The sequence below is a fragment of the Actinomycetospora cinnamomea genome, from assembly GCF_003096675.1.
GTDB lineage: Bacteria > Actinomycetota > Actinomycetes > Mycobacteriales > Pseudonocardiaceae > Actinomycetospora > Actinomycetospora cinnamomea.
In genome coordinates, this window is record NZ_QEKW01000001.1 from 1 (window position 1) to 26,635 (window position 26,635).

Here is a 26,635-nt window from a genome sequence, read left to right on the forward strand (position 1 = left end):
GCCGGCCTGCTCGGGTCGATGGGCTCGATCGGTGACTGCTACGACAACTCGATGATGGAGTCCTTCTGGGGCACCATGCAACTCGAGCTACTCGATGCACGGACCTGGAAGACCCGCGCCGAACTTGCCAACGCGATATTCGAATGGATAGAGTGCTGGTACAACCCCAAACGACGCCATTCCAGCATCGGGATGCTCAGCCCGCTGGACTACGAAGCCCACCACACCAGCCCCAGTCAAGATCACTGACCCCACACCGTCGGTGTCCGGCGCTGGGGGCCAACCTCAGCGACGATCTGGCCGAGGGTCTGCTCGAGGTCGCGGATGCTGCGGGGCTCCGCCAACCTGCGGCCGGCGTTGCGCATGGCGAGGACGAGCTGTTCGTTCTGGTCGGGTTCCACGTGCGGGTCCCACTCTCAAGGCGTTGCTGCGAGGAGACGGGGCGCAGCACCCGGGAGATGTGCTGACAGGGCAGAGCCGAAGCGGCATGCACTACGCTCTGCCCCCTCACCGCAACCGGTGACGAGGGACGCACATGACGAACGGGACCACCGGGCGCGTCCCCGCCGGAGCGAAAACCGCGTCCCGAGTCCGATCGCGGCCCGAAGCGTCGAGCCGCACCGCAGACGCTACAGAGAACAGAGCTGGCTGTCTGCTTTCGCTTGGTGGACAACGACCGGTGGCGACTCCGCCGCCGCGACCGCGGCCGCCGCGTGCGAAGCCGTCCCGTCGGGCTGCGCTGGTGAACCCGCACCGCAGGGCTACCCGATGTCGACCGCGCAGCAAAGGCGGCAACCGACGACGAGGACGGCCGCTGATGTCTGCTGCATCCCTGCTGCATCGATCTTCGCCGGACACGACGAAGGCCCTGGCCTCAGCACCGTGTGGGACTGTGACCAGGGCCTTTGCTGGTGGGCGATACTGGGATCGAACCAGTGACCTCTTCGGTGTGAACGAAGCGCTCTCCCCCTGAGCTAATCGCCCGCAGCGATGACCACCCTAGCCCATCAGGCGAAGGGGCTCTGCAGCCAGGTCCAGTGCCCGAGGCCGACCAGCTGGGCCACGAGGTAGGGCGCGCCCAGCAGCCAGAGCGTCACCAGGACGACGGCGCAGGTCAGCAGACCGAGCAGGGCCTTCACGACGACGTTCTGCCGTCCGACCCAGGCCATCCAGCGGTCGTAGTGCCGGCGCGCGAAGTGCAGCAGCCGGCCGGCCCAGGTGAACTCGGTGGCGAGGATGCCGAGGCCCGCGAAGACGATCAGCCAGCCCGGGCCCGGGTACGGGATCGCCACGACGCCCACCGCGAGCACCACGCTGCCGAGGACACCGATCGCGATGCGCCACGCGAGGTTGGCCCGCGGGTTGCGGCGCACGCGGGCACGGAAGTGGCGCAGCCGGGCGCGCAGGAGCTGGTACCGGGACGGGCGGCGACCCGCGGCGGCGCGCGGACGCGGCCGGGCGGCGACCGGCTGCTCGGCGGTGGCGGTCGACTGCTCGGCCGGTTCCGTCAACGTCCCACCTGTCCACTCGCGACGACTCGGGTCGGTGAGGCCGGTGCGGTCCGCCCGGGCTCGAGCGACAGCGCGAACCCCGCGAACGGGGGAGCCTCCGACGATGAGGGTACGGAATGGACGGACGGCACCTGCCCGGCCACGTCGAACGTGCCCAGCGGGCGCGGCGTGCCGTTCGCGAGACCCCACAGCACGTAGATCTCCTCGGTGGCGTTGGCGTCGAGCCCCGTGGTGAGCACCCGGGGTCCGGTGCCGTCATCGACCACCATCCCGACCATGGCGCCCTGCGGGTCCTCCAGCGTCGCGTGCACGACCCCCGGCCGGCCCGCGTCGTGCAGCATGTCCATGACCGCGGCCTCGCGCTGGGCCTGCGCCGCCGCGGTGTCGCGCTCGCTGCGCAGGGACTGGGTGACCACGGCCAGCCCGGCCACGGCGGCGACGACCGCGGCGGCCGCCGCGACGGCGAGCCAGCGGGTCGCGCGGCGACGCCGTGGGGGAACGACCCTCGACCCCTCGGTCCGCCGCCGAGCGGGCGCGGGTGCGGCGCGGCCCGTGTCGTCGAGGGCCGCGTCGTCGCGGGCGCGCCGTGGCGACGACGTCCACAACGTCGGCGGCACGTCGCCGGTCGGCGCGTCGTCCACCCCGTCGTCCACCGCGTCGTCGACCGCGTCGTCGACCCACCCGTCCAGCGCGTCGTCCTCGGCCGCCACGGCGTCCAGCAGCCGGGACCGGAGCTGCGGCGGCGGATCGACGGGCTCGACGGACCCGCCGAGGTCGCCCAGGGTCTCGAGCGTCTCGTCGACGGTGTGTCGGCACGCCGGGCAGGTCGCGAGGTGCGCGCCGAAGTCCCGTTCCTCGTCCGGGTCGAGGGCGTGCAGCGCGAACGCGACGGCCAGGGCGTCGTGATCGTGGGCATGGCCTCCGGAGGTCCGGACGGCGTCGTCGCTCATCGGCCCTCCTCCTCCACCTCGACGTGCGGGCCCAGCAGGCTCCGGAGCTTCTTCGTCCCCGTGAACATCCGTGACTTCACGGTCCCCAGCGGGACACCGACGAGACTCGCCACCTCGCGCTGCGTGTAACCACCGAAGTACGCCAGCGCCAGCGCCTCGCGCTGCTCCGCGGGCAGGGAGGCGAGGGCGTCGCGGACCTTGCCGGCGACGACCGCACCGAGCGCGGCCTGGTCGGCGCCCGGTCCGGGCGGCACGTTCCACTCCTCGCCGTCCTCGCTCGGGGCGACCGTGCGCCGGCGGCGGGTCGCCTCGCGGCGCACGGCGTCGACGGCCCGGTGGTGCACCAGGGTCAGGAGCCAGGTCGAGACCGACCCGCGGGCGGGGTCGAACCGCCCGGGGTCGCGCCACACCACGAGGAAGACCTCCTGCACCACGTCCTCCGCCAACGCCTCGTCGATGCAGATCCGACGGGCCAGGGAGTACGCGGGGCGTCCGAACCGGTCGTAGAGCTGCGCGAGGGCATCCGCGCTGCGGTCGCCTATACGTTCGAGCAATGTGACGTCGGTCACGACATCGCCGTGGGCGTCGTCACGCTGCGGAGCCGCCCTGGGGACTCCTCGCGACGCGTCCGTCACTGCTCGACCCTCTCTCCGGGGGTGTGTGTCCGGCTCAGATGTCGGAGAGGCTAGTGCTCCTGGGGCATCACCCCGCGCTCGGCCGGGGTGGGTGGTTCGTTACGGAACCGAACCGGGTAAGTCCTCCACCGGGTGCTCGTGCGGTGTGATGGATGCGTGAGCCGGGTGAACCGGCGTCACAGGCTCGTCCGCCAGTCGTTTCCCCCGACGACAGCAGCGTGCGAAAGGCAGCCACATGCTCAACGACCACACGACGATCCGCTCGACCGCGGTCTTCGACCTCGTCGGTCCGCCGAACCCGCCCGTGCCCGTCCAGGTCGAGATGCGGTACGACACCCGCGACCCGTACGCGGTGCAGGCGGCCTTCCGCACCGGCCGCGCCGGATGGGTGGAGTGGGTGTTCTCCCGCGACCTGCTCACCGAGGGCCTCCTCGCCCCGGCCGGCGCCGGCGACGTCCGCATCCGCCCCTCCGAGGGCGACGCGGAGTCCGTGGAGATCGAGCTGAGCTCGCCCTCGGGCCACGCCACCTTCCGGGCCGCGAGCCGGGAGGTGTCGGACTTCCTGACCCGCACCCACGAGATCGTCGCGCCGGGCTGCGAGGACGACTGGCTGGACCTCGAGCACGCCCTCGGGCTGCTGCTGTCGAGCGACCCGAGCTGACACGCCCCCCCCCGCGGATGGCGGGGGACGCACGATGCAGTAGTGTTCTCTTCGTCGGCCACGGCGGGACGGTCACCCGGAACCCGCCGGCCACATGCGGACGTAGCGCAGTTGGTAGCGCATCACCTTGCCAAGGTGAGGGTCGCGGGTTCGAGTCCCGTCGTCCGCTCGGGAGGCTCCTCGGCTGTACTTCTCCACGGTGAGCCGGACGACCTCCGGAAGCCTGGCGCAGTGGCCGAGTGGCTTAGGCAAGGGCCTGCAAAGCCCTGTACGCGGGTTCGATTCCCGCCTGCGCCTCGGGCGATTAGCTCAGTGGGAGAGCACTACCTTGACACGGTAGGGGTCACTGGTTCAATCCCAGTATCGCCCACCATGAAGGCCCTGGTCACAGCCTCGGAACGAGGCTCGTGCCGGGGCCTTTCGGTGTTCCGGGGCCCCGATCGTCGCTTCTCGCCGCCCCGCGCTCCCGGCGATCGGCGGTACCCTCCCCACGACGTGGGCTGACGTCGATGGCGTGGTGAGCACGATGAGCGAGGGTTCGGAGACGCTCCGGTCCGTGGACGTCCCCGCGCCGGATCGGCCCGAGCCTGCTGACGGCCCAGAGGGCGCCGCGGACGAGCGGGACGCCCGAGCCGACGCTCGTGACGTCGCTGCCGACCTCCGGGACGACGAGGCCGACCGCAGGGAGGCCGAAGCCGACCGGCGGGAGCAGCAGGCCGACGCGCGCGAGCGTCGAGCCGATGCGCGCGAGGCCGCACTGGACGACCTGGCGCGAGCCACCGGTACGGCCACGGCCCATCCGCTCGATCGCGGGTACGCAGCGCTGGACCGTGCCGCCGAGGCCGTGGCGCGGTCGGATGACCGTCTCCGCCGGTCGCGCGCGCTGCTGGACCGGAAGCGTGGGCGGGCCGACCGCGACCAGGACGCCGTCGACCGCGAGAGCGCGGCGTCGCGCCGGGCGGCCGACAACGGCGACGGACGCGAGGCGCCCTCGCCGCGCGACTGATCCCGGCGAACCCTCGTGCCCCGAGCTCACCGCCAGGGGTCGGTGATCTCCCGCAGGTCGGTCAGCGCGCGCCGGAGCTCGGCCATGCGTTCCGCGCCCAGGTGCGCCTCCCATTCCGCCTCCACCTGCGCCACCACCGTCCGTGACGCCTCGACGCTGCGCCTCCCCCGCTCCGCGATCAGCACGAGCCGCGCGCGGCCGTCGTCGGGGTCGGGGACGGTGTGCACGTAGCCGGCGCGCTCGAGCTTCTCGACCAGGAACGCGGCGCTCTGCTTGGTGATCCCCGCCTGGCGGGCCAGGTCGGTGAGCCGGCTCCCGTGCGGGGCGATGCGCTGGAACACGCGGGCCTGGGCCGGGGTGAAGTCGTCGAAGCCGGCCGCAGCGAGCTCGTCGAACACGCGCGTCTCCATCGCCCGGTAGGGCAGGAACAGCAACAGCCCGGTGTTCAGCTCCTCCGCCACGGTTGACGACACTAGGAGATGGTCAGACACTCTGTCGTGTTGGTCAGCCTCTCTGACGGATCGGGCTCAGCATGGACGTCGATCGGAAATGGCACCTCATCGCCGAGCAACGCCGGGCGCTGGCCGACCTCCTGGCGGGCCTGCCGGTCCCGGAGCTCGACCGGCCCTCGCCGTGCACCCGCTGGCGGGTCCGGGACGTCGCCGCCCATGTGGCCCTGGCGCCGGCGTCACCGGGGCTGCTCCGCATCCTGGGCGCCGCGGTCCGCGCCCGCGGGGACTTCGACGAGGTCAACCGCGCGATGGCCGTGGCCCACGCCGACGCGCTGGGCGCGGGCCTCGCCGACCGTCTGCGCGCGGTCGCCGACGCCCGTCACAAGCCCGCGATCACCACGCTCGACAACCTGCTCTTCGACACCCTGGTGCACGTCCAGGACGTGGCGACCGCGCTGGGCCGCGAGGTCGCCATGCCCCTCGACGGCGCGCGGGAGGGCGCCGAGCGCGTGTGGCGGATGGGCTGGCCGTTCTGGGCACGGCGCCGCCTGCGCGGGCTGGAGCTCTCCGCCACCGACACCACCTGGGTCCGCGGCGACGGCGCGCTCGTCCGCGGTCCGATCCGCGATCTCCTGCTCCTCCTGACCGGCCGCACCGAGGTGGCACTCCCCCACCTCGAGGGTGCGGGAACGGCCCACCTCCGCGCGTCGGCGACCTAGGCTCCGGGACGTCCGTGGACGACGAGGGAGCTGCACATGAGCGAGCCGCGCCCGGCGCACATCCCCGACGACGCCGGCGGGGACCCGGCCTGCTGGATGCACCGCGTGTGCGACGAGTGCGGGCGGCTGGCCGACGAGGACCCGCCGACCCGCTGCCCGTCCTGCGGAGCCCGGCTCGAGGCGGACTGAGAGCGCCTCAGACAGTCCTCAGAGCACGGTCGTTCCCGATCACACCACCTCCACCTAAGATCACGTGATGTGACGATCGACCTGCCGGCCCCCCGTTCGGGTCACACGGCGAGCCGGCGGGTGCCCGGGAGCCCCTCACGGATCGTCGCCCCGGGCGCGCTGCGCGTGCTGCGCATCCTGGCGGCGCACCCCGAGGGCGTCGACCTCGCCGCGCTGGGCGGCCACCTCGGCCGCAGCGACACCGGTGTGCTCCCGGTGCTGCAGCGCCTGTGCCGCGACGGCTACGCCGAGCGCACCGCCGCCGGGGCCTACCGCCTGCGTCCCGGGCCGAGCTGGAGCGGCACCCCCGCCGCCACGGCGCCGCGGCGCGAACTGCCCGCGATGCTCTCCGACGCGGTGACCGAGCTGTACGGGCGCGCGCGGGCCTGGGCCTACCTCGCCGAGTGGGCGGACGACGACCAGATCGACGTCCTCGACATCCGCGGGCACCAGGGCCTCGGGCTGGTCCCGGAGCTCTCGCAGCGCATCCCGCCGACCATCGCCCACGCGCTCGCGGTCAGCAAGGTGCTGGTCGCCCACTCCCCCGACCGCCGTGAACGGCTGGAACCGGCGCGCTGGACGGCCTTCACACCCTCGACGATCACCACGCCGGACGCCTACGACCTCGAGCTCGCGCGCATCCGGCGCGACGGCTACGCCCTCGACCGCGAGGAGTACGCCGCCGGCCTCTCGTGCGTGTGCGCCCCGATCGCCGACCCCGGCGGGCGCGTCGCCGCCGCGATCGCGATCACCCTGCCGACCCCCCGGTTCCGCGCCGAGCTCGGCCGGCTCGTCCGGGACGTCACCGACGTCGCGCGGGTCGCGCACCGCCAGTGGTACCGCTAGCCAGTGGTACCGCTAGCCAGTGGTACCGCTAGCCAGTGGTACCGGTGGTCAGCTCTCGTCGTACCTGTCCGCCGCCTCCGTGCGCTGCCGGGCGATCTCCAGGGCGTGCTCCGCGGTCTCCGGATCGGGGTACGGGCCCAGCCGGTCGGCCGCGCGGCAACCGTCCCAGGGCTCGACGCGGTGGTGCTTGAGGCAGTAGTACCACTCGTTCTCGTGGGCCACGGACCCATGCTGGCACGGCCATGCCTCCGTCTCACGTCCCCGGTTCGGCGAGCCCGAGAACGGTGAGCCCGAGCCCTCGCCACCGGGCCGCCCGCCGTGGGCGTCCCTCGACGACGGCCACGACCGTGTAGCGGTCGCGGACGTGGGCGTCGAACAGGCCGAGCGCGACGGCGTCCTCGCCGCGCCGGCGGCCGGGCGGGCGCAGCAGCACGGTGTCGACGGGCACCGGCACCCGGCGGGCGAGCCACGACGTGACGGCGGCCCGCTCCTCCTCGGGGCGCGCCGAGAGCGCCACGACCCGGTGCCCGGCGGCCGCCAGGGCGGCCAGGACCTCGACCGCCGCCGCCACCGGGACGTCCTCCGGGTGGTCGGGATCCGGCGGGTCGGCCTGCGCCAGCACGCCCTCGACCACGACCAGGACCGCGCTGGGGGTCCCCGGCACCGGCCGGTACGGCGCCCCGCCGGCCGACGAGAGCCGCGGGGGCGGGGCCAGCGGGGCGGGGCGGCCGGTGACGGGGTCGAGGTAGCGCGCGTGCAGGTCGCGCAGCGTGTCCTCCCCGACGTGCTCCGGCCCGTTGCGGGCGGCGTCGCGGCGGATGCACTCCTCGAGGTCGGCGACGACGTCCTCGACGTGCCAGCAGGCTCCGCAGGCCTCGGCGAGGGCGAGCCAGCGCCGGGCCACGGCGGCGCGCAGGTTGGTGGCGTCGACGACGACGTCCACCCCCGCGAGCAGGGTGCTGCGCACGAGCTGCCACTCCGCCGCCGAGATCCGCCGCTCCACCGCGTCCACCGGCGTCGAGTAGGCGGGGTCGGCCATGCTGCGGCGCAGGTCGTCCCGGTTGACCCGCAGGATCGACCCGGGCCGCCGCGACGCGACCAGCGCCCGCGCCCACGTCGACTTCCCCGACGCGGGCAGCCCACGGGTCAGGTGGAGGGTGGGCACACCCGTCAGGCGCGCGGGCGGGTGGCGGCGAGGATGAAGTCGGCGACCAGAGCCGGGTCGTCGGCCATCGGGACGTGTCCGCAGCCCGGCAGCACGTAGATCGCCGCGTCGGGCAGCGCGCGGCGCAGCCGCTCGGACTGCCAGCGCGGGAGCAGGAAGTCGCGCGAGCCCCAGCCGACGGTGGTCGGGACGGCGGCGCGGGCGGGCACCGTCCAGCTGCCGAGGTGCGAGAGCATCGTCGCGAACGACGAGCGCGGGCGGCTCAGCCCCTGCAGGTCGGCGGCCATCTGTTCGGCCTCGATGCGCGAGGGGTGGGCCAGGAGCAGGCCGACCAGGGCGGTGCGCAGGACCGGCGTGGCGAGCATCCGCTCCAGGCGCGCCGCCGAGACGGTCGCCAGCAGCGCGTGCGCCCCGCCCAGGACCGCCCGGGCGTAGACCCGCTCGAGGCGCGACCAGAACCCCGCGGGCGAGAGCGCGGTGGCCGAGCGCACCGAGCCGCGCGCGGCGAGCTCGAGGGCGATGAGCCCGCCGAGGGAGTTGCCGACGACGTGCGGGCGGTCGATCCCCTGCGCGGTGCAGAACGCCTCGACCGCGTCGGCGAGCGGGCCGACGTCACCGCGGTAGCCGGGCGGCAGGTCGGGTGACTCGCCGTGGTCGGGCAGGTCGAGCGCCCAGAGCTCGCGCTCCTTCTCCAGCAGCGGCACCACCAGGTCCCAGCCCTGCCGCCGGTGGGTGATGCCGTGCATCAGGACGACCGGCTCCCCGGTGCCGGTGCGGGTGTGGGCCAGCTCCACGACGTCCTCCTCCGGTGGGGTGCTCAGGCGCGCGGGTGGACGACGACCTTGCCCGTGACGCGCCGCTCGGCCAGCTCGCCGATCGCCGACGCGGCCTCGGCCAGCGGGTAGGTCGCGCTGATCGGCGGCGCGAGCCGGCCGCTCGCGATGTCGTCGTACATCGCGTCCCACTGCCGGCGCATGAACCCGGGGCGCTTCGAGGCGTAGGCGCCCCAGCCGGCGCCGACGACGGAGGTGTTGTTCAGCAGCAGCCGGTTGACCTTCACGGTGGGGATCTCGCCCGCGGTGAAGCCGACGACGGCCAAGCGACCGCCGTCGCCGAGGCTGCGCAGGGAGTCGGTGAAGCGGTCACCGCCGACCGGGTCGACGACGACGTCGACACCACGCCCCCCGGTGATCTCCTTGGCGGCGTCCTTGAAACCCTCGACCGGCACCCAGTGGTCGGCGCCCGCGGCCGTGGCGACCTCGCCCTTGCCCTCGGACGACACGACCGCGATGACCGTCGCACCGCGAGCCTTCGCGAACTGGATGCACGCCACGCCCACCCCGCCGGCGGCGCCGTGGACGAGCACCGTCTCGCCCTTCGCCAGGTGCGCACGGGTCTCGAGCACGAAGTGCGCGGTGAGGTAGTTCATCGGCAGCCCGGCGCCCACGTCGAACGAGACCGCGTCGGGCAGGGGGAAGACGGTCTCGGTGGGGGACGCCACGGTGGCGGCGAACCCGCCGAGCACCGGCAGCGCCGCCACCCGGTCGCCCGCGGAGAACCCCGAGCCCTCGGGCGCCTCGCGCACGGTGCCGGCGACCTCGCTGCCCAGCAGGAACGGCAGCTCTGGCTTCATCTGGTACTCGCCGCGTGTGAGCAGCAGGTCGGGGAAGACGACGCCGGCCGCCTCGACGTCGATGAGCACCTGGTCGCCGCCGGCCGTCGGCTCGTCGACCTCGTTGACCTCCACCGCGTCCGGCCCGTCGAGCCGGACGACCTGTACCGCGCGCACCGCGACCTCCCTGCACCGCCCGGACCGTCAGCCGTGACGGTTCTACAGGAGTCGGGGGGCGCTGTCAGGTGAAGCGGTGCACCGTCGTCCGGGTCGTCGCCCCGCCCTCGAGGTCCGCGGTGCCGGTGACCTCGTACACGCCGAGGGCGGTGCAGCGGCGCCGCGGGAGGTACTCGCGGCCCGGGTCGCCCACGATCACCTCGACACCCGCCGCGACGGCCTCGTCGCAGAAGCGCTCCACGTGGCGGGCCATCGGCTGCTCGTAGAACACGTCGCCGGCCAGCACCACGTCGATGTCGAGCTCGGTGCTCCCGCCGAGCACGTCGCCCACGACCTCGACGGCCACGCCGTTCGCCTCGGCGTTGAGCCCCACCGCGGCGCGGGCGCGGGCGTCGGAGTCCGAGGCGATCACCGCGCCGGCTCCGGCGCGCGCCGCGGCGATGGCCACGAGCCCGGAACCCGCGGCGAGGTCGAGCACCCGGCGCCCCCGCACGAGCTCGGGATGGTCGAGGACGTGGCGGGCCAGGGCCTGGCCACCCACCCAGGCGAACGCCCAGAACGGCGGGGCCTCCTCGTCGAGCGCCGACCACGCGCGGTGGATGTCGTCGGCGAGCAGAAGGGTGATCTCGGGGACGTGCGGGGGGTGTCCGGGCCGGGTCCAGTCGCGGATCCCGTCACCGTCCGTCATCCCCCGCTCCGACAAGAGACGCCGCAGGGATGCAGCGCGCGGGGCCGGGCGTCCCTACGCTGGACGCGGCGCCCGGACCCGGGTCGCGAGGAGGACCGTCGACCAGCGAGCCGTCCGAGGAGGCCGTCATGACCGTCACGCCCGTCGGCCCGACCGACCCCCCGACCGAGGAGGACGCCGTCCTGCTCTACGTCGGCGGCCCGCTCGACGGCCGGGTGGAGGTCCGCGAGGCGCGGCACGGCGCCCCGTTGCCGGTGGTGACCCACACCCATCTCCACGACGGCCCGAAGGTCGTCCACGTCTACGACCTGCACCCGCTCACCCCTGCCGCCGGCGTGTACCACCTGCGGCCGGCCGAGGTGCCGGTCGACACGGCCGCGGGGTAGCTCACTCCGCACCGTCGTCGTCCTCGGGCAGGCGCAGGAGCAGGCGCAGGACGCGGCTGTAGAGGTCGCCGGGGACCGCGTCCTCCCCCAGGACACGGCGCAGGCGGATCAGCCCGTGGTAGAGCGCCGCCGCGGCGACGACGAACTCGTCGTCGCGGACGGCGGCCCGGACGGCCGGGTCGAGGTCCTCCCAGGCGCGGTGGAGCTCGGCCGTCGCGACCCGGGCCAGCCGCACCTCGTGCTCGGCGAGGCGCTCGGCGAACTCCGGGTGGCGCACCGCGTAGAGCCACACCTCGGCGTCGAGCAGGGCCTCCTCGCGCGAGTCGGCGACGTCGGAGACGAGCTGGTCGAGCGCGGCGAACGTCTCCCGCGCGCTCCCCCGGACCAGCGCGGCCTTGTGGTGGACGTCGGCCGACGTCTGGTCCTCGACGAGCGCGGTGAACAGCGCCTCCTTGCTCGCGAAGTGCACGTACACCGAGCCGACCGACACCCCGGCAGTGCGCGCGATCTCCTCCACCGACGCCGGTCCGTAGCCGCGCTCGGCGAAGACCCGGCGGGCGGCCACGAGAAGCGCCTGGCGGGTGCGGGCCTTGGTGGCGGCGCGGCGGCCGAGCGGCGCCGCCGGTGCTGCCGTCTCGCCGCGTTCGCTCACGCGCCTCCCTCCCCCTGCGCCGTCGGAGCAGCGCTGGTACCCGTGCAGTGACGAAGCGTAACCCGCGGCCGTGCCCCGGCCCGCTCGTGCGCGCCCGACCTCGCGGGACAATGGCGGGGATGACCACCTCCACCGCCCTGCTCGCCCGCCCGGGAGCCGACCCCGACGAGCTCTACGAGGGGTTCGCCGAGTGGGCCGCCGAGCGGGGCCTGGAGCTCTACCCCGCGCAGTCCGAGGCGCTCATCGAGCTCGTGTCGGGCTCCAACGTGATCCTCTCCACGCCGACGGGGTCGGGGAAGTCGCTGGTCGCGCTGGGTGCGCACGTCGCCGCGCTGTCGCGCGGGCACCGCACCGTCTACACGGCGCCGATCAAGGCGCTGGTGTCGGAGAAGTTCTTCGCCCTCGGCTTGCAGCTGGGCTACGCGCAGGTCGGGATGCTCACGGGCGACGCCGCGGTCAACCCGGAGGCCCCGGTCATCTGTTGCACCGCGGAGGTGCTGGCCAACTGGGCACTGCGCGAGGGCGAGAACGCCCAGGTCGGCTCCGTGATCATGGACGAGTTCCACTTCTACGCCGATCCCGAGCGCGGCTGGGCGTGGCAGGTGCCGCTCATCGAGCTACCGCAGGCCCAGTTCCTGCTCATGTCGGCGACGCTCGGCGACGTCTCGTTCTTCGCCGAGGACCTGACCCGGCGCACCGGCCGCGAGACCGCGGTCGTCGCGCACACCGAGCGCCCGGTGCCGCTGTCGTTCCGCTACGCCCGCACGCCCCTGCACGAGACGATCACCGAGCTGCTGGCGGGCCAGCAGGCGCCCGTGTACGTCGTGCACACCACGCAGGCGGCGGCCGTGGAGCAGGCCCAGGCCCTGATGAGCCTCAACGTGTGCTCGAAGGCCGAGAAGGAGCAGATCGCCGAGCTGATCGGCGCGTTCCGCTTCACCGCCGGGTTCGGCAAGACGCTCTCGCGGCTGGTGCGTCACGGCATCGGCGTGCACCACGCCGGGATGCTGCCCAAGTACCGGCGGCTGGTGGAGACGCTCGCCCAGGCCGGGCTGCTCAAGCTCATCTGCGGCACCGACACCCTCGGGGTCGGGATCAACGTGCCCATCCGGACCGTGCTGTTCACCGCCCTGACCAAGTTCGACGGCCAGCGGGTGCGCCACCTGCGGGCGCGCGAGTTCCACCAGGTCGCGGGCCGCGCGGGGCGGGCCGGGCACGACACCGCGGGCTACGTCGTCGCCCAGGCCCCGGAGCACGAGATGGAGAACGCCAAGCGCCTCGCCAAGGCCGGCGACGACGTCAAGAAGCAACGACGCGTCGTGCGGGTGAAGCCGCCCGAGGGTTTCGTGTCGTGGTCGGAGAAGACGCTCGAGCGCCTCGTCGAGGCCCAGCCCGAGCCACTGACCAGTCAGTTCCGGGTGTCGACGGCGATGCTGCTGCAGGTCGCGCAGCGGCAGCAGCCGTTCTTCGCGGCGATGCGCCACCTGCTCGAGGACAACCATGCCGACCGCCCGACCCAACGCCGGCTGATCCTGCGGGCGATCGCGCTCTACCGCGGGCTGCTCGAGGCCGACGTCGTCGAGCGCGTCGAGACCGATGCCGGACCGGACGTGCGCCTGGTCGACGACCTGCAGGTCGACTTCGCGCTCAACCAGCCGCTCTCGCCGTTCGCGCTCGCGGCGTTCGAGCTGCTGGACAAGGAGTCGCCGACCTACGCCCTCGACCTGGTCTCGGTGGTCGAGGCGACGCTCGACGACCCGAAGCAGGTGCTGCGCGCCCAGGAGAACAAGGCCCGCGGCGAGGCCGTGCAGGCGATGAAGGCCGAGGGCATCGAGTACGAGGAGCGCATGGAGCTCCTCGAGGACGTGACGTGGCCGAAGCCGCTGTCCGAGCTGCTGTCGGCCGCGTACGAGTCCTACCGGTCGGGCCATCCGTGGGTCGCCGACCACGAGCTCGCGCCCAAGTCGGTGGTCCGCGACCTCTACGAGCGCGCGATGACCTTCACCGAGTACGTCTCGTACTACGGCATCGCCCGCTCCGAGGGCCTGGTCCTGCGCTACCTCACCGACGCCTTCCGGGCGCTGCGCCAGACCATCCCGGAGACCGCGCGCACCGAGGACCTCGACGACCTCGTGGCCTGGCTCGGCGAGCTCGTGCGCCAGACCGACTCGTCGTTGCTGGACGAGTGGGAGAACCTGGCCGGGGCGGGTGGGGACGACACAGCGCTGGAGGCGGCGGGTGAGGACGCAGCCGCCCGGGCCACCCCAGGAGGGGACGAGCACAGCCCGCCGCCGGTCACGCGCAACGAGCGCGCCTTCCGGGTGCTGGTGCGCAACGAGATGTTCCGCCGGGTCGAGCTCTTCGCCCGCCGCTCCCCCGCCGACCTCGCGGCGCTGTCCGAGGACGGCCCGGACGCCGAGACCTGGGCAGCGGCGATGGAGGAGTACTTCGCCGAGTACCCGACGGTCGGCGCCGGCCCGGACGCGCGCGGCCCGGCGTTCTTCCGCTTGACCGAGGACGGGCGCACCTGGCACGTCCGCCAGGTCCTCGACGACCCCGAGGGCGACCACGACTGGGCCATCAGCGCCGACGTCGACCTCGACGCCTCCGACGAGCTCGGCGCCGCGGCCGTGCACGTGACGGCGGTGGGGCCGATGGCGACCGCTTAGCGTGCCCACCACGGGGTCGACGTGTCGGCTGCGCGGGCCCGTCGCCGCGCGGCGAGCAGGCGCTCGTTCGCTGCCGCGTCGGCGAGGGTCTGCGCCTGGGAGAACAGTCGATTCGCCATCCCCACCAGCGCGATGGCGACGGCAGCGTGCCGCCGGTCGCGCAGGTCGTGGTCGACGACGAGGTCCGTGACCCGACGTCGCAGCGTCGCGCGCAGGTCGGCGAGAACCGCGTCCCGACGCGCGTGCGGGCGCAGCCGCACCTCGACCTCCTGCTCGCGGCCCTGCGGCGCTCGCCGGTCGATGTGGCCGGCCTTCTCCAGGCGGTGCAGCAGCTTCCACACCGCGCTCCGCGTCAGCCCCAGTTGCTGACCGATCCGGTTGCTCGTCATGGTCCCGTGCCGCCGGCAGAGGTCCAGGCAGAGGAGCTCAGCGGGCGACAGCCCCAGTCGGCGGGCCACCTCGTCGCGATATCGCTGCAGCGTCGGTCCGAGATCGTCGAGCAGCAGGGTGAGCAGCTCGTCGGTCGCCCGCGCCGCCTCGTCGTCGACACGCTCCACGGCGCTCATCGTCACCGAGCGCCTCGTCTCGTGGGGTCGGTTCCGCAGAACCGTTTCCTCGGGAAACGCTGCTCTCGCCGCGGCCCGGCCGGCTGCTCCCCTGCGTCGCGTGGCGACCCGACCGCAGCAGCCGTTTCCCCGGGAAACGCCTCCTCGCCGTCGCATCTCAGGCCCCGACGAGCAGCGGATCCTCCTCGCGGGTGCGGGCGCGCACGGCACCGGGCGGGGTGCCGACGACGCGGCGGAAGGCGCGGCTGAAGGCGGCCTCGGAGCGGTAGCCGAGCGATGATGCGACGGCGGCGACGGTGGTGTCGCCCGCACGCAGGCGGTCGTGGGCGACGAGCATGCGCCAGCGGGTCACGTAGGTCATCACCGGCTCGCCGACGAGCGCGGTGAAGCGGGCCGCGAAGGTCGAGCGCGAGAGGGCCAGCTCGCGCGCGAGGCCGGCGACGGACCAGTCGCGGGCCGGATCGGCGTGGACGAGGGCCAGGGCACGCCCGATGTCGGGGTCGGCGAGCGCACCGAGCCAGCCGGTACGGGCCGCGGGGTCGTGGGCGAGCCACGCGCGCAGCATCTGGACGACGAGGACGTCGGCGAGCCGGGTGATCACGGCCTCGCCGCCGGGGCGGGTCTCCTCCACCTCGAGCGCGATGAGGCGCAGCGTGTCCTGCAGGCGCGCGGTCAGCGGGGAGACGGGCACGTGGACGATGTCGGGCATCAGCGCCACCAGCCGCTCGGCCATCGGGTGCTCCAGGCGGACGGCACCGCAGATCATCGTGGTCGTCGCACCGGACCCGCCGTAGCTGATCGAGGCGTAGCGGTCGCCGTACCAGGTGTGCGGCAGCGTCAGCACGTTCGGGATCGGGAGGTTCGGCGGCGGGTCGACCGAGCGCATCGCGTGCCCCTCGCCGCGGGGCAGGAGCACGACGTCGGACGGCGACAGCGTCACCGCCTCCTCGCCCACCACGATCGTCGCCGTCCCCGACGTCACGACGTGGAACCACAGGCAGCTCGGCGTCGCGGGCAGCGCCAGCCCCCAGGGCGCCCGCAGTTCGGAGGAGCAGTAGAAGGTCCCGCTCATCCGCAGGACGTGCAGGGCCTCCCCGACCGCGTCGGTCGGTCTCCACGGGGGCTGGGTCGGCACCGGAGCAGCATCGGGCACCGAGGGACGCCGCGTCCACGTCCGCCGGACGAACGGACAAGGATCCCGGCGTCGCGGTGATGGCCCGTCCGGCTCCCGAGCTCGACGCTGGACGCATCGCACCGATGGACGAACGAAGGAGCCACCACCATGATCACCGTGCTGGGCGCCGGCGGGAACACCGGGGGACGGGTCGTGCGCCGCCTGCGCGAGGCCGGCGAGGACGTCCACGCCGTCGGGCGTGCCGCCACCCGCCTGACGGACGCGGCCGCACACGGCGCCGAGCCGCACGTCGCCGACATGACCGACCGCGCCGCGCTCGCCGCGGCGCTGCGGGGCGCCGACGCCGCCTACGTCCTCCTGCCGCTCGACCTCACTGCCCCCGGCTACCGGTCCCAGCAGGACCAGGTGGGCACCGCGATCGTCGGCGCCCTCGCCGACGCCCGCGTGCCCCGGGTGGTCGCGCTGAGCTCGCTGGGCGGGGAGGTCGCGTCCGGCACCGGCTTCCTCGAGACCCTCCACGAACAGGAGCAGCGCCTCGGCGCGCTCGACGCCCGGGTGCTGTTCCTGCGTCCCGGGCTGTTCTTCGAGTCGTTCCTGCCGTCGCTGCCCGCGATGCGGGCGAGCGGGGTGCACCACGACACGATCGACCCCGAGGTCGCCCTGCCCATGGTCGCGACCGCCGACGTCGGCGACGTCGCGGCCGACGCCCTGCGCCACCCCGGCGCGGTCGGTGTCCGCGAGGTGCTCGGGCCCGAGGACCTCACGCTCCCCGAGGCCGTCGCCCGCCTCGGCGCCGTCCTCGGCCTGCCCGGCCTGCGCTACGAGCGCGCGCCCGAGGACGTCATGCGTGGAGTGCTGGTCGAGGCGGGGCTGCCCGCCGACGTCACCGAGGAGCACCTCGCGATGAACGCCGCGTTCAACCGCGGAGCGGTGCGCAGCCTCGCCGGCCGGGGTCCGCGGACGAGCAGCCCGACGAGGCTGGAACAGTGGGCGCGCACGCTGGTGCCCGCGGCCTGAGCGTCGGGCCGGTGGCGCTACCTCTTCCGCGAACGGCCCAGGGACGGCGGCGGGACGACGGGCCCCAGGTCGCCGTCCGGGGCCTCGTCGAGGTCGAGGATCACCGGGGCGTGGTCGGACGGCCCCGTGCCCTTGCGGGCCTGGCGGTCGATCCACACCGCGGCCCGGCGCTGCGCCACCGGCTCGCCGGCCAGCACCAGGTCGATGCGCATGCCGCGATCCTGGTGGAAGGCGCCGCCGCGGTAGTCCCAGTAGGTGAAGATGCGCTGGTCGGGCCAACGGTCGCGCACGACGTCGTGCAGCCCGGTCTTCAGCAGCGCGCCGAGGGCCTCGCGCTCGGGCGGGGTCACGTGCGTGGACTCGGTGTACACCGCGGGGTCGTACACGTCGGCGTCGGTGGGGGCGATGTTGAAGTCGCCGGCCACCACCGCCGCGTCCGCGCCCCCGGCCTCGACGCGGTCGCGCAGGGCGGCGAGCCACTCGAGCTTGTAGGCGTAGTGCGGATCGGCCGGATCGCGCCCGTTGGGCACGTACACCGAGGTGACCCGCAGGCCCCCGCACGTCGCGGTGACCGCCCGGGCCTCCTGGTGCGGGTAGCCGGGACCGCCGGGCAGGCCCTCCTCGACGTCGTCGAGCCCGACGCGGGACAGCAGCGCGACGCCGTTCCACCGGCCCTCGCCGTGGTGGGCGACGGCGTAGCCGCGCTCGGCCAGCGGGGCCCCGAACGTCTCGTCGAACGCGTCGTCGGACAGCTTGGTCTCCTGCAGGCAGACCACGTCGGGCGCGCGGTCGTCGAGCCAGCCCAGCAGCCGCGGCTCGCGGGCCTTGGCCGAGTTCACGTTCCACGTCGCCAATCGCACGCCCGCCACGCTAGCCGGGGACCCCGACACCGCCCCCTGCCCGCCCGGTCGGGTGCCGGGTGACCCGTCCGGTGTGCGCGTACTAGCGTCGCGCCATGTCCACGACCGGTCCCGTCACCGACGAGGACCGTCTGCGACGGATCGAGCAGATCACGGACACGGCGCTGTCCCACCTCGACGTCAAGGACCTCCTCGTCGAGCTGCTCGACCGGGTGCGCGCGCTGCTCGAGGCGGACACCGCGGCCGTCCTCCTGCTGGACCCCTCGTCGACCTACCTGGTGGCCACCGCCGCGCGGGGCATCGAGGAGGAGGTGCGCCAGGGCGTGCGCATCCCGGTGGGCAAGGGCTTCGCCGGGCGCATCGCCGCGGAGCGACGCCCGGTGATCATCGACGAGGTCGACCACTCGAACGTCCTCAACCCGATCCTGCGCGAGAAGGACATCCGCTCGCTGGTGGGCGTGCCGCTGATCGCGCGGGGCGAGGTCCTGGGCGTCCTGCACGTCGGCACCTTGAGCGCGCGCACGTTCACCGAGGACGACGTGGAACTGCTGCAGATGGCCGGCGACCGCGTCGCGCTGGTGACGCGCACGCACCTCTCCGACCTCGACCGCGCCGCCGCCTCGGCCCTCCAGCGCAGCCTCATGCCCGGGCTGCTGCCCCGGGTCACCGGGGTGGAGTTCGCGGCGCGCTACGTGCCCGGCGAGGCCGGCGGCCTCGGCGGCGACTGGTACGACGTCTTCTCCCTGCCCTCCGGCCGCCTCGGCATCGTCATCGGCGACGTCGTCGGGCGCGGCCTGCAGGCCGCGGTGATCATGGGACGGCTGCGCAGCGCCCTGCGCGCGTTCGCCCTCGAGGAGGACGACCCGGCCGAGGTCCTCGAGCGCCTCGACGGCAACGTGCAGCACTTCGAGGACGGCGTGATGGCCACCGTGCTCTACGCCATCGTCGAGCCCTCGCTGGACCGCGTGGCGCTCTCGTCGGCCGGCCACCTCCCGCCGATCCTGAGCCGGCCCGAGGAGCCGGCGGCGCTGGTCAACCTGCCGGTCGACCTGCCGGTGGGGGTGTCCGTGGGCCCCCTGCGCCGGACGACGGTGATCGACCTCCCGGCCGAGGCGCTGCTCTTCCTCTACACCGACGGCCTCGTCGAGCGGCGCGGCCAGTCGCTGGACACCGGGCTCGACCTGCTCTGCGACGCGGTGCGCACCGACGACGCCGACGCGGTGTGCACCGCGGTCCTGCACCAGATGATCGGCTCCGACGAGATCGGCGACGACGTGGCGATGCTCGTCGCCCGCCGCCGGACCACATCCGCCGTCGTGCCGCTGAACATCGTCGTGCCCGCCGTGCCGCGCACGCTGGCCGACGTCCGCGCCACCGTGCGCCGCTGGCTGACGGCGGTGGGTGCCCGCACGGAGGCCGCCGCCGACATCCTCGTCGCCGTCGGCGAGGCGTGCTCCAACGTCGTCGAGCACGCCTACGGTCCGGCCGGCGGGACCCTCGCGGTCCACATGGAGCTGGTCGGCGCGACCGTCGTGACCACCGTGCGGGACAACGGCCGGTGGCGGCCGGCCCGCGGCGAGGGGCGCGGACGCGGCACCACGATGATCCGGGCCTGCAGTGACGACATGGACGTGGTCGCCGGCGTGGGCGGGACGACGGTCACCTTCCGCCGCCGCCTCACGGAGGACCCGCAGTGACCACCGCGACCGTCGTCGTGCACCCCGAGGGCGCCTGCGTCCGCATCGCGATCAGCGGCGAGATCGACCTGGAGAACGCGGAGACGGTCGAGGAGCAGCTGGCCGCGGCCATCCCCAACGAGGCCGCGGTCGTCGTCCTCGAGCTCGGTGAGCTGCAGTACCTCGACAGCGCGGGTCTGCGGGTGCTGTTCGCCCTGGCCGCGCGCCTCGAGGTGCTGCAGATCCTGCTGCGGGTGCACGTCCCGCCGGGCTCGCCCGCGCGCCGGGTGCTGCAGCTCTCCGGCTTCGAGGGCGTCGCGGCGCTCGAGGGCTGACCCGACCCGGGCCCCTACCCCTGCTCCGCCCGTCGCCGCACGGTGTCGAGCGTCTGCTCCATCCCCCGCCGGTTCGCGGCCGGCACGTCCCAGGCCCGCGCGCGGCCGACGACGTTGGCGAGCGGGCTGCGCCGGTCCTGCCAGAACTGCTCGACCCGCGTGCCGTCGCCCTCGGGGGTCAGGCGGAAGCCCCAGCGCGCCACCGACTGCCCCATGAGGTCCACGTCCCAGCTGATCGCCCGCTGGGGCTCGTACTCGGCGACCGTCCCCCGCGTCGACCAGCGCAGCAGGCCCTTGCGGTTGTGCCCCTTGAACTGCGCACCGGGCGTCGGGCCCGTCGCGCCGCCGAGCCAGTCGACGCGGTGGCACTCCGGGGAGATGGCGCCGATGCGCGCCGGGTCCCCGACGAGGTCCCACACCCGCTCCGGGGGCGCGGCGACGGTGCGGGTGACGACGATGTCGTCGGCCATGGGGTGTCCTCCGGGTGCGCAGACGATCTGGGAGCAGGCGCACGATAGGGGTCGGTGGGACGTCCCGCTGAGCTATCGTGAACGATGCAGACCCGGTAGCACCGGGTGCTCCGCGCCGTCCGCAACGCCGCGCCGGTACCCGTCCGACGACATCGGGGGCCGCCCGTGACGCTCGAGCTCGACGACCTGCGCGTGCGCACGCTCGGCGCCTGTCGCTACGACTCCCCCTTCGCGGAGATGCTGGCGAGCAAGCGCACGTCGCCGCACTACGTGCACGAGGACGACCGCGTGCTCGTCGACGACACCGTCTCGGTGCTCCTGTCGCGCGGGGTGCCGATCGACCAGGTGCCGAGCCTGGAGGCGGCCGGCCCACGGCGGAAGATCTACTTCGACCCGGACGCGACGAGCGTCGGCATCGTGACCTGCGGCGGCCTGTGCCCGGGACTCAACGACGTCATCCGCGGCATCGTGCAGGAGCTCACCGAGCACTACCACGTCGCGCACATCTACGGGTTCCGCAACGGCTACGCGGGCCTGACCCGCCAGCACCGCGACCGTGTCGTCGAGCTCGACCTGCGGGCCGTGGCCGACATCAACAACGACGGCGGCACGATCCTCGGCAGCTCGCGGGGCGACCAGGACCCCGAGGAGATGGTCGACACCCTCGTCGAGCTCGGCATCGACGTGCTGTTCGTCATCGGCGGCGACGGCAGCATGCGCGGGGCGATGAAGATCGTGAACACGATCGACGCGCGCGGCCTGGACATCGCCGTCATCGGCGTCCCGAAGACGATCGACAACGACCTGCCGTTCACCGACCAGAGCTTCGGCTTCCAGACGGCGTTCGCGCAGGCCACGTCGTTCATCGCCTCGGTGTTCATCGAGTCGCAGGCGGCCGAGAACGGTGTGGGCATCGTCAAGCTCATGGGCCGGCACTCGGGGTTCATCGCCTGCTACGCGGCCCTGTCGATCAACGACGCCGACTTCGTGCTCATCCCCGAGGTGCCGTTCGTCCTCGGGGGACCCAGCGGGGTGCTGCGCCGCGTCGAGGACCACGTGCGGCGCCACGGCCAGGTCGTCATCGTCGTGGCCGAGGGTGCCGGGCAGGAGCTGCTCGAGCAGGAGGGCCGGACCACCGACGCCTCGGGCAACACCAAGCTCGGTGACATCGGGCTCTTCCTCAAGCAGAAGATCACCGATCACCTCACCGAGGTCGGGCTGCCGCCGACGGTGCGCTACCTCGACCCGAGCTACGCCATCCGCAGCGTCGCCGCCAACGCCTACGACAGCGTCTACTGCGTCCGCCTGGCGCACGCCGCGGTGCACGCGGGCATGGCCGGGCGCACCGAGACCGTCGTGGTGCGCTGGCGGCGACGCTTCGTGCACATCCCGATGTCGCTCATCACCAGCCACCGCAACCAGGTCGACCCCGACGGCGACCTGTGGATGTCGGTGCTCGAGGCGACCGGCCAGCCCGCGTCCTTCACGGACTGACCGCGAGCGACCCGACCACGCCGCACGCACGGCTGACGGGCCAGACCTCGCACAGTACGGTTCCCTGACGTGAGCGACGTCACCACCACGGGCGAGAGCGTGATGCTCGGGCACGGCTTCTACGGGCATCACTCCCAGCCCCAACGCGCGGCGGCCGGTCTCGGTGCCTCGTGGCTGGCCGCCGCGGCCTCGGCGGTTCCGCTGCCCGAGACCCCTGCCCCGGTGGTCGTCGCCGACCACGGGTGCGCGGGTGGCGCCAACGAGATGGGACCGGTCGCGGCCGCGCTGGACGCGCTGCGCGCCCGGTCCTCGACGCTGCCCGTCGAGGTGGTGCACACCGATCTGCCGACCAACGACTTCGGTCCGCTGTTCCGGCTGCTGCAGTCCCCGGACGGCTATCCGGCGGGGCGGCCGGGCGTCTACCCCTCGGTCGTGGGCCGCACGCTCTACGGGCCCCTGCTGCCCGACCGGCGACTGCACCTCGGCTGGTGCGCGATCACCCTGCACTGGCTCTCGGCGATGCCGATCGTGGTCCCCGAAGGGGTGTACTCGAACCTCCTGCCGGAGGGCCCGGAACGCGACGCGCTGCGCACGCAGGCGGCGCGCGACTGGCACACCTACCTGACCGAGCGGGCGCGCGAGCTCGTCGACGGCGGGGAGCTCGTGGTCGTGGCCGGGCTGACCGGCGCCGACGGGCTCTCGGGGGCCGAGGGCCTCTTCCGGATGGTCGGGAACCAGCTCGCCGCCTCGGTGGCCGACGGCACCCTGCGGCCCGCGGAGGCCGAGCGCATCTTCTACCCGACATGGAACCGCACGCTCGAGGAGTGGACCGCGCCGCTGGCGGCCTGCGGCTTCGACGAGGTCGACCGCGCCGAGTCCGCCGCCGACGACGCCGCCACCTACGGCGGGACCGACGACGGCGCGCGCTTCGCCGACGCCTACACACCCTTCGTCCGCGCCGTCACCGAGCCGGCGTTCTTCCGCTGGCTCGACGACGACCGCACGACGGCCGGGCGCGAGGCCGTGACGACCGCGTTCTACGCCGGACTCCACGCACGGATCGCCGCCGACGCACCCGCGGCGGCCTGCCGCTGGCGGGTGGTGACGCTGCGACTGCGCCGCCGTCCCCGCGGCCCGGACGACGCCTAGTTGACCTTGACCAGGTCGACGACGAAGACGAGGTGAGCGTTGGCCGGGATCACCGGCGGCACGCCGCGGGCGCCGTAGCCCTGGTGCGGCGGGACGACGAGCACGCGGCGCCCGCCCTCGCGCATGCCCGAGATGCCGAGCTTGAAGCCGTCGATGACGCCGGAGAGCGGGAACTCGACCGGCTGGCCACCGCGGGTCCACGACGAGTCGAACTCGCCGCCGTCCGAGACGCGGATGCCCTGGTACTGCACCTGCACGGTGTCGCGCGGGCCGGCCTCGTTCCCGCCGCCGACGACGAGGTCGGTGACGTCGAGGTCGTTCGGCAGGGTGTCGGGGGTGACCGACGCGCCGGGCGCGCGGGTCAGGTCGTCGGTGTTCTCCACGGTGACCGCCATGCCGTCAGACCCTACGGGCGGTCGGGCGCCGTCCCCGCGGGGCCCGTCGGGAGGGCCGAGGCCAGCTCCTCGTCCTCGCGCGGGTCGTGGTCGCGGCCGACCGCGAGTCCGACCGCGGAGAGCACGCAGGCCAGGGCGACGTAGCCGGCCGCGGCGGCCCAGCCGAGGTCGGCCTCGAGCGAGGTCAGCAGCAGCGGGGCCAGCGCGCCGCCGACGACGCCGGCGACGGTGTAGCCCAGCGAGGAGCCGGTGGAGCGCAGGCGCGGGGCGAACTGCTCGGTGATGAACGCGGCCTGCGGGCCGTAGGCCGCGGCGTGCAGGACCAGCCCGACGACGACGGCGAGCACGAGCAGCCCGAACGAGCCCGAGCTGATGGCCGGGAACAGCACGAACACCCAGACGCCGGCACCCACGACGGCGGCCGTGGAGACGGCCCGCCGGTTGCAGCGGTCGGACAGTGCCCCGAACGCCGGCACGAGCCCGAGCTGCAGCGCCGACCCCATGAGCACCGCCGAGAGCACCTCGGCGCGCTCGAACCCCGCGGTGCGCGTGGCGTAGCTCAGGACGTAGACGGTGAGCAGCGAGTACGAGACGTCGGGGCCGAGGCGGGAGAGAATCGCCGCGAGCAGCCCGCGCGGGTGGATGCGCAGGACCTCGCGGATCGGGGCCTCCGACGTCGAGCCGGTCTCCTGCAGCGCGCGGAAGACCGGGGTGTCCTCGAGCGCCAGCCGGATCCACAGGCCGAACGCGACGAGCACCGCCGAGAGCACGAACGCCAGGCGCCAGCCCCAGGACAGCAGCTGCTCGCTGGTCAACGTCGCCGCGAGGATCGCGAAGACGCCGTTGGCGAGCAGGTTGCCCGCCGGCGGCCCGATCTGGGCCGCCGAGGACCAGAAGCCGCGCCGGCGGGCGTCGCCGAACTCGCCGGAGAGCAGCACCGCGCTGCCCCACTCGCCGCCGACGCCGACGCCCTGCGCGAACCGCAGGAGCACCAGCACGATCGGCGCGGTGACCCCGATCGTCTCGTAGGTCGGCAGCAGGCCGATGAGCACCGTGGCCACGCCGATGAGCAGCAGCGTCGACACCAGCACGCGCTTGCGGCCCAGCGTGTCCCCGAGCCGCCCGAACACGAACCCGCCCACCGGGCGCGAGACGTAGCCGACGGCGAACGTCGTGAACGCGAGCAGGAGTCCGGTGAGCGGATCCGAGCCGGGGAAGAACAGCTGCGGGAACACCAGCGCCGACGCCGTGCCGTAGACGGCGAAGTCGTAGTACTCCAGCGAGGTCCCCGACAGTGACGCGGCGAACGCCTTCCCCCTGGCAGCCATGTGAGCGAAGTTCCCAGCTATAGCTCGGAATATCACTCACGAGGCCGAAGGCCCAAGACGGAGCGGGCCTTGGCGCCGACGGTCTCGCGCACGCCGTTGGCGATGATCGACAGGGTGTCGGTGTCGTCGCCGGAGAGCTGGGAGCGGGCGGTGTTGAGCGCCTGCTGCAGCGTCACGTGCGGCGGGACGAGCGGGATGTCCTTGTCGACCTTCGCGTCGACGAGGAACGGGCGGTCGGCCGCGAGCGCGCGGTCCCAGGTCGGGCCGATCGTCCCGCGCTCGGTCAGCGTCGTCCCACCCAGTCCGAGCAGCGTGGCCCAGTCGGCGTAGGGCACGTCGGGGACCGCCTGCGACTGCGGGTCCGGGGCCTCCCCGAGCATCCCGCGGGTCTCCCACGAGACGTAGGACAGGTCGTCGTTGGAGAGCACGAGCACGACGAAGCGCGGGTCCGGCCACTGCCGCCAGTAGCGCTGCACCGTGATCAGCTCGTTGACGCCGTTCATCTGCATGGCGCCGTCGCCGAGCAGGGCGACGACCGGCCGGTCGGGGTGGGCGTTCTTGGCCGCGATCGCGTAGGGCATGCCGCCGCCCATCGACAGCAGCGTCCCCGACAGCGACCCGCGCTGGCCGGGGCGCAGCGTCAGGTCGCGGGCGTACCAGGAGGTCGCCGTGCCGCAGTCGACGGCGACCAGGGCGTCGTCGGGCAGGCGGTCGGACAGCTCGCGGACGACGAGCTCGGGGTTCAGCGACGTCGTGTGGGCGTGTGCCCGCTGCTGGGAGTAGTCCCGCCACGAGGTCGTCCAGCGCTCGACGTGGGCGCGCCAGGAGCTGCCGTCCCGGCTCCGCAACCGCGGCAGCAGCGCGGACAGGGTGGCCGCGGCGTCGCCGGTGAGGTTGACCTCGGTGTCGTAGCGGATGCCGCAGCGCGAGCCGTCCACGTCGACCTGCACGGCCCGGGCCTGCCCCGGCGCCGGGTAGTACTCGGTGTAGGGCATCGTCGAGCCGACGATCAGGAGGGTGTCGCACTCGCGCATCAGGTGCCACGACGCGGTGGTGCCGAGCAGGCCGATCGCCCCGGTGTTCCAGGGCGACCGCTCGTCGACCACGCCCTTGCCGAGCAGCGCCGTGGCGACGCCGGCGCCCAGGGCGTTCGCCATCTCGGTGAGCTCGGTCGACGCGCCGAGCGCGCCCGCGCCGGCCAGGATCGCGACCTTCTCCCCGGCGTTCAGCACCTCCGCCGCAGCGTCCAGTGCGGCCTCGGGCGGGGTGCCGATCGCCGAGGAGGGCACCGCGGAGGTGTGGTAGTAGCCGTGGGCGTCGGGCGGGTCGGTGACGGCGTCCTGCTCGAGGACGTCCGACGGCAGGATGATCACCGAGACCGTCCGGTCGGCCAGCGCGGTGCGGCAGGCGCGGTCGACGATGTGCCGCACCTGGCTGGGGTCCTTGACCTCGGCGAGGTAGCCGGCGACGTCGGCGCACAGGGCGCCGAGGTCGACCTCCTGGTAGTAACCGCCCGCCTGGGCGGTCTGCGCGGTGTGGCCCAGGAGGGCGACGACGGGCTGGTGGTCGAGCTTGGCGTCGTAGAGGCCGTTGAGGGCGTGGATCGCGCCGGGCCCGCTGGTGACGGCGCAGCAGCCGATGGGCGAACCGCCGTACTTGACGTCGGCGCACGCGGCGAACGCGGCGGTCTCCTCGTGGCGGACCTGGACGAACTCGGCGTCACCGCGCTCGGGCAGCGCCGTGAAGACCCCGCCGATGCCGTCACCGGGATAGCCGTAGAAGCGGTGGACGCCCCAGGCGGCGAGACGGTCGAGGACGTGCGCGGCGACGTTCTTCGGTGCACTCACACCGGA

Annotated in this window: 31 protein-coding genes and 4 tRNA genes; 16 read left to right on the forward strand and 19 right to left on the reverse strand. The window is 73.9% G+C overall.

Annotated elements, in window-relative coordinates; translation table 11 throughout:
- Nucleotides 1-249: integrase core domain-containing protein (locus tag C8D89_RS00005; RefSeq protein ID WP_165825476.1), on the forward strand; the 249-nt coding region annotated here is incomplete at its 5' end.
- Here the strand turns inward: C8D89_RS00005 and C8D89_RS28925 are convergent.
- The 5 genes from C8D89_RS28925 to C8D89_RS00025 all read right to left on the reverse strand — a co-directional run bounded on the left by C8D89_RS28925 (nt 243) and on the right by C8D89_RS00025 (nt 3,030).
- Nucleotides 243-401, reverse strand: coding sequence for a hypothetical protein (locus C8D89_RS28925; protein WP_165825477.1), 159 nt, complete (start codon nt 399-401; stop codon nt 243-245). The genes C8D89_RS00005 and C8D89_RS28925 overlap by 7 nt on opposite strands.
- A 508-nt stretch (nt 402-909) precedes the next feature.
- A tRNA-Val gene (locus tag C8D89_RS00010) sits at nt 910-984 on the reverse strand.
- A 23-nt stretch (nt 985-1,007) separates the two neighbouring features.
- Nucleotides 1,008-1,511 carry a TIGR02611 family protein gene (locus C8D89_RS00015; protein ID WP_243417637.1) on the reverse strand — a complete coding sequence of 168 codons (504 nt, stop codon included), beginning with the start codon at nt 1,509-1,511 and terminating at the stop codon, nt 1,008-1,010.
- Nucleotides 1,508-2,461: an anti-sigma factor domain-containing protein gene (locus C8D89_RS00020; RefSeq protein ID WP_116706063.1), complete on the reverse strand. Its 954-nt coding sequence runs from the start codon at nt 2,459-2,461 to the stop codon at nt 1,508-1,510. Before C8D89_RS00020 ends, C8D89_RS00015 begins: the two co-directional genes overlap by 4 nt.
- Nucleotides 2,458-3,030, reverse strand: coding sequence for a sigma-70 family RNA polymerase sigma factor (locus C8D89_RS00025; protein WP_243417639.1), 573 nt, complete (start codon nt 3,028-3,030; stop codon nt 2,458-2,460). The genes C8D89_RS00020 and C8D89_RS00025 overlap by 4 nt, the downstream gene beginning before the upstream one ends.
- A gap of 301 nt (nt 3,031-3,331) precedes the next feature.
- On the opposite strand from C8D89_RS00025, the gene C8D89_RS00030 reads away from it, so the two are divergent.
- From C8D89_RS00030 to C8D89_RS00050, 5 genes are all read left to right on the forward strand, one after another.
- The gene (locus tag C8D89_RS00030) at nt 3,332-3,757 is read left to right on the forward strand and encodes an SsgA family sporulation/cell division regulator (RefSeq protein WP_116706065.1); all 426 of its coding nucleotides are present in this window, start codon (nt 3,332-3,334) and stop codon (nt 3,755-3,757) included.
- Nucleotides 3,758-3,853: 96 nt separating this feature from the next.
- Nucleotides 3,854-3,926, forward strand: a tRNA-Gly gene (locus tag C8D89_RS00035).
- A 56-nt stretch (nt 3,927-3,982) separates the two neighbouring features.
- A tRNA-Cys gene (locus C8D89_RS00040) sits at nt 3,983-4,054 on the forward strand.
- Nucleotide 4,055: 1 nt separating this feature from the next.
- A tRNA-Val gene (locus C8D89_RS00045) sits at nt 4,056-4,130 on the forward strand.
- A 183-nt stretch (nt 4,131-4,313) separates the two neighbouring features.
- The gene (locus C8D89_RS00050; protein ID WP_133251780.1) at nt 4,314-4,763 is read left to right on the forward strand and encodes a hypothetical protein; all 450 of its coding nucleotides are present in this window, start codon (nt 4,314-4,316) and stop codon (nt 4,761-4,763) included.
- Between the two features lie 26 nt (nt 4,764-4,789).
- On the opposite strand, the gene C8D89_RS00055 is transcribed toward C8D89_RS00050, so the two are convergent.
- The gene (locus C8D89_RS00055; RefSeq protein ID WP_243417641.1) at nt 4,790-5,224 is read right to left on the reverse strand and encodes a MarR family winged helix-turn-helix transcriptional regulator; all 435 of its coding nucleotides are present in this window, start codon (nt 5,222-5,224) and stop codon (nt 4,790-4,792) included.
- Between the two features lie 71 nt (nt 5,225-5,295).
- Here C8D89_RS00055 and C8D89_RS00060 point away from each other — a divergent pair, with 71 nt between their 5' ends.
- From C8D89_RS00060 to C8D89_RS00065, 3 genes are all read left to right on the forward strand, one after another.
- On the forward strand, nt 5,296-5,934 hold the full coding sequence (locus C8D89_RS00060; RefSeq protein WP_116706067.1) for a maleylpyruvate isomerase family mycothiol-dependent enzyme: 639 nt from the start codon (nt 5,296-5,298) through the stop codon (nt 5,932-5,934).
- Nucleotides 5,935-5,970: 36 nt separating this feature from the next.
- A complete protein-coding gene (locus C8D89_RS28930) occupies nt 5,971-6,123 on the forward strand; it encodes a hypothetical protein (RefSeq protein WP_165825478.1) in 153 nt (50 codons plus the stop codon).
- Between the two features lie 120 nt (nt 6,124-6,243).
- Nucleotides 6,244-7,008: an IclR family transcriptional regulator gene (locus tag C8D89_RS00065; protein ID WP_133251781.1), complete on the forward strand. Its 765-nt coding sequence runs from the start codon at nt 6,244-6,246 to the stop codon at nt 7,006-7,008.
- 48 nt (nt 7,009-7,056) lie between these two features.
- Here C8D89_RS00065 and C8D89_RS28935 read toward each other — a convergent pair whose 3' ends face one another.
- The 5 genes from C8D89_RS28935 to C8D89_RS00085 form a co-directional block, all read right to left on the reverse strand.
- Nucleotides 7,057-7,230 carry a hypothetical protein gene (locus tag C8D89_RS28935; protein ID WP_165825479.1) on the reverse strand — a complete coding sequence of 58 codons (174 nt, stop codon included), beginning with the start codon at nt 7,228-7,230 and terminating at the stop codon, nt 7,057-7,059.
- Between the two features lie 31 nt (nt 7,231-7,261).
- Entirely contained in the window at nt 7,262-8,173 is a 912-nt protein-coding gene (locus C8D89_RS00070) for an AAA family ATPase (RefSeq protein ID WP_165825480.1), read from the reverse strand.
- A 5-nt stretch (nt 8,174-8,178) separates the two neighbouring features.
- Complete coding sequence (locus tag C8D89_RS00075) at nt 8,179-8,967, reverse strand: alpha/beta fold hydrolase (RefSeq protein ID WP_116706070.1); 789 nt, start codon at nt 8,965-8,967, stop codon at nt 8,179-8,181.
- A gap of 23 nt (nt 8,968-8,990) precedes the next feature.
- Nucleotides 8,991-9,962 carry an NADPH:quinone oxidoreductase family protein gene (locus C8D89_RS00080; RefSeq protein ID WP_116706071.1) on the reverse strand — a complete coding sequence of 324 codons (972 nt, stop codon included), beginning with the start codon at nt 9,960-9,962 and terminating at the stop codon, nt 8,991-8,993.
- Nucleotides 9,963-10,026: 64 nt separating this feature from the next.
- Nucleotides 10,027-10,650: a class I SAM-dependent methyltransferase gene (locus C8D89_RS00085; protein WP_116706072.1), complete on the reverse strand. Its 624-nt coding sequence runs from the start codon at nt 10,648-10,650 to the stop codon at nt 10,027-10,029.
- Between the two features lie 128 nt (nt 10,651-10,778).
- Here C8D89_RS00085 and C8D89_RS00090 point away from each other — a divergent pair, with 128 nt between their 5' ends.
- Entirely contained in the window at nt 10,779-11,036 is a 258-nt protein-coding gene (locus C8D89_RS00090; RefSeq protein WP_116706073.1) for a hypothetical protein, read from the forward strand.
- Nucleotide 11,037: 1 nt separating this feature from the next.
- Here the strand turns inward: C8D89_RS00090 and C8D89_RS00095 are convergent, their stop codons facing one another.
- The gene (locus tag C8D89_RS00095; protein WP_165825481.1) at nt 11,038-11,688 is read right to left on the reverse strand and encodes a TetR/AcrR family transcriptional regulator; all 651 of its coding nucleotides are present in this window, start codon (nt 11,686-11,688) and stop codon (nt 11,038-11,040) included.
- A 119-nt stretch (nt 11,689-11,807) separates the two neighbouring features.
- On the opposite strand from C8D89_RS00095, the gene C8D89_RS00100 reads away from it, so the two are divergent.
- The gene (locus C8D89_RS00100; protein WP_116706794.1) at nt 11,808-14,357 is read left to right on the forward strand and encodes a DEAD/DEAH box helicase; all 2,550 of its coding nucleotides are present in this window, start codon (nt 11,808-11,810) and stop codon (nt 14,355-14,357) included.
- On the opposite strand, the gene C8D89_RS00105 is transcribed toward C8D89_RS00100, so the two are convergent.
- Together C8D89_RS00105 and C8D89_RS00110 are read right to left on the reverse strand one after the other, a co-directional pair.
- Nucleotides 14,354-14,914 (reverse strand): MarR family transcriptional regulator, encoded by a 561-nt coding sequence (locus C8D89_RS00105; protein ID WP_165825482.1) that lies wholly within the window; start codon nt 14,912-14,914, stop codon nt 14,354-14,356. The genes C8D89_RS00100 and C8D89_RS00105 overlap by 4 nt on opposite strands.
- Nucleotides 14,915-15,080: 166 nt before the next feature.
- Nucleotides 15,081-16,058: an AraC family transcriptional regulator gene (locus C8D89_RS00110; RefSeq protein ID WP_116706076.1), complete on the reverse strand. Its 978-nt coding sequence runs from the start codon at nt 16,056-16,058 to the stop codon at nt 15,081-15,083.
- A 147-nt stretch (nt 16,059-16,205) separates the two neighbouring features.
- On the opposite strand from C8D89_RS00110, the gene C8D89_RS00115 reads away from it, so the two are divergent.
- Nucleotides 16,206-17,075, forward strand: a complete 870-nt coding sequence (locus C8D89_RS00115) for an NmrA family NAD(P)-binding protein (RefSeq protein WP_116706077.1) — start codon at nt 16,206-16,208, stop codon at nt 17,073-17,075.
- 17 nt (nt 17,076-17,092) lie between these two features.
- Here C8D89_RS00115 and C8D89_RS00120 read toward each other — a convergent pair whose 3' ends face one another.
- Entirely contained in the window at nt 17,093-17,935 is an 843-nt protein-coding gene (locus C8D89_RS00120) for an exodeoxyribonuclease III (protein WP_479731917.1), read from the reverse strand.
- Nucleotides 17,936-18,030: 95 nt separating this feature from the next.
- Between C8D89_RS00120 and C8D89_RS00125 the strand changes: the two genes are divergently transcribed.
- Nucleotides 18,031-19,632: an ATP-binding SpoIIE family protein phosphatase gene (locus C8D89_RS00125; protein WP_116706078.1), complete on the forward strand. Its 1,602-nt coding sequence runs from the start codon at nt 18,031-18,033 to the stop codon at nt 19,630-19,632.
- Nucleotides 19,629-19,946, forward strand: coding sequence for an STAS domain-containing protein (locus tag C8D89_RS00130; protein ID WP_116706079.1), 318 nt, complete (start codon nt 19,629-19,631; stop codon nt 19,944-19,946). Before C8D89_RS00125 ends, C8D89_RS00130 begins: the two co-directional genes overlap by 4 nt.
- 14 nt (nt 19,947-19,960) lie before the next feature.
- Here C8D89_RS00130 and C8D89_RS00135 read toward each other — a convergent pair whose 3' ends face one another.
- Complete coding sequence (locus tag C8D89_RS00135; RefSeq protein ID WP_116706080.1) at nt 19,961-20,416, reverse strand: SRPBCC family protein; 456 nt, start codon at nt 20,414-20,416, stop codon at nt 19,961-19,963.
- A 165-nt stretch (nt 20,417-20,581) separates the two neighbouring features.
- Between C8D89_RS00135 and C8D89_RS00140 the strand changes: the two genes are divergently transcribed.
- Complete coding sequence (locus C8D89_RS00140; protein ID WP_116706081.1) at nt 20,582-21,910, forward strand: ATP-dependent 6-phosphofructokinase; 1,329 nt, start codon at nt 20,582-20,584, stop codon at nt 21,908-21,910.
- 69 nt (nt 21,911-21,979) lie between these two features.
- Nucleotides 21,980-23,059 carry a class I SAM-dependent methyltransferase gene (locus C8D89_RS00145; protein ID WP_116706082.1) on the forward strand — a complete coding sequence of 360 codons (1,080 nt, stop codon included), beginning with the start codon at nt 21,980-21,982 and terminating at the stop codon, nt 23,057-23,059.
- Here the strand turns inward: C8D89_RS00145 and C8D89_RS00150 are convergent.
- Genes C8D89_RS00150 through C8D89_RS00160 form a run of 3 tightly spaced genes read right to left on the reverse strand, consistent with a single transcriptional unit; the run spans nt 23,056 to nt 26,629 of the window.
- Nucleotides 23,056-23,454, reverse strand: a complete 399-nt coding sequence (locus tag C8D89_RS00150) for an FKBP-type peptidyl-prolyl cis-trans isomerase (RefSeq protein WP_116706083.1) — start codon at nt 23,452-23,454, stop codon at nt 23,056-23,058. The genes C8D89_RS00145 and C8D89_RS00150 overlap by 4 nt on opposite strands.
- An 11-nt stretch (nt 23,455-23,465) precedes the next feature.
- Nucleotides 23,466-24,782: an MFS transporter gene (locus C8D89_RS00155; RefSeq protein WP_116706084.1), complete on the reverse strand. Its 1,317-nt coding sequence runs from the start codon at nt 24,780-24,782 to the stop codon at nt 23,466-23,468.
- Between the two features lie 32 nt (nt 24,783-24,814).
- A complete protein-coding gene (locus C8D89_RS00160) occupies nt 24,815-26,629 on the reverse strand; it encodes a thiamine pyrophosphate-requiring protein (RefSeq protein ID WP_116706796.1) in 1,815 nt (604 codons plus the stop codon).
- Nucleotides 26,630-26,635: the final 6 nt, after the last annotated feature.

Excerpts from the sequence above, each read along its gene's own strand:
- C8D89_RS00020 (WP_116706063.1), bottom strand. The coding sequence starts at position 2,461 with ATGAGCGACGACGCCGTCCGGACCTCCGGAGGCCATGCCCACGATCAC.
- C8D89_RS00150 (WP_116706083.1), bottom strand. The coding sequence starts at position 23,454 with ATGGCGGTCACCGTGGAGAACACCGACGACCTGACCCGCGCGCCCGGC.
- C8D89_RS00100 (WP_116706794.1), top strand. The coding sequence starts at position 11,808 with ATGACCACCTCCACCGCCCTGCTCGCCCGCCCGGGAGCCGACCCCGAC.
- C8D89_RS00030 (WP_116706065.1), top strand. The coding sequence starts at position 3,332 with ATGCTCAACGACCACACGACGATCCGCTCGACCGCGGTCTTCGACCTC.
- C8D89_RS00090 (WP_116706073.1), top strand. The coding sequence starts at position 10,779 with ATGACCGTCACGCCCGTCGGCCCGACCGACCCCCCGACCGAGGAGGAC.
- C8D89_RS00060 (WP_116706067.1), top strand. The coding sequence starts at position 5,296 with ATGGACGTCGATCGGAAATGGCACCTCATCGCCGAGCAACGCCGGGCG.
- C8D89_RS00155 (WP_116706084.1), bottom strand. The coding sequence starts at position 24,782 with ATGGCTGCCAGGGGGAAGGCGTTCGCCGCGTCACTGTCGGGGACCTCG.
- C8D89_RS28930 (WP_165825478.1), top strand. The coding sequence starts at position 5,971 with ATGAGCGAGCCGCGCCCGGCGCACATCCCCGACGACGCCGGCGGGGAC.
- C8D89_RS00135 (WP_116706080.1), bottom strand. The coding sequence starts at position 20,416 with ATGGCCGACGACATCGTCGTCACCCGCACCGTCGCCGCGCCCCCGGAG.
- C8D89_RS00125 (WP_116706078.1), top strand. The coding sequence starts at position 18,031 with ATGTCCACGACCGGTCCCGTCACCGACGAGGACCGTCTGCGACGGATC.
- C8D89_RS00085 (WP_116706072.1), bottom strand. The coding sequence starts at position 10,650 with ATGACGGACGGTGACGGGATCCGCGACTGGACCCGGCCCGGACACCCC.
- C8D89_RS00115 (WP_116706077.1), top strand. The coding sequence starts at position 16,206 with ATGATCACCGTGCTGGGCGCCGGCGGGAACACCGGGGGACGGGTCGTG.